Annotated in this window: 1 protein-coding gene; it reads right to left on the reverse strand. The window is 45.6% G+C overall.

What is annotated here, in order from left to right:
• Positions 1-627 (reverse strand): AMP-binding protein (locus A3738_RS05320; protein ID WP_156503985.1); only part of this gene is annotated, 627 nt, incomplete at both ends.

Below are 627 nucleotides of genomic sequence, written 5' to 3' on the forward strand. Positions count from 1 at the left end.
ATTAAGTTTCTTAGGAGGCATTTTCTTGAAAATACCTAGCTGGAACTTAGACCATAAACGCGGCACTGAAACGAATACTGTCGGACGTGCTCGCTGAAGGTCTTGCAAGAAGGTGTCTAACGCTTCTGCAAAATAAAGTTCGAAACCAATGTAGAACGACGACTGCTCAACAACATAACGCTCAAACACGTGCGCAAGTGGCAAGTATGAAAGCATGCGATCTTCAGTGAATAATTTAAGAGCCTGAGATGCACCGGAAGCAGCTACACCCATTGCTCCAAACGACAACATAACGCCTTTTGGACGACCGGTACTACCTGAGGTGTATACGATAGTCGCTAACTCATCTGCTGAACGCTCAACTTCACCCTCAAGAGGAGCTGTTTCAGCAATTAATGAATCCCACGTTGGGTAATCATTTTCTGGGCTTAAAGGATAAGAGATACAAGGCATGTCAGCTGGAACGCCCGGAGCCATATCTTCCCAATCATCGAGCTTACCTACGAATAAAGCTTGCGCTTCACTGTGCTCAAGAATGTAGCTAACCGTGTCAGCATTCAATGTTGGATAAAGAGGAACCGTCACATGACCTGCCATCCAGATTGCTAGATCTGACATGATCCAGTG

The organism is Oleiphilus sp. HI0066 (assembly GCF_001635725.1).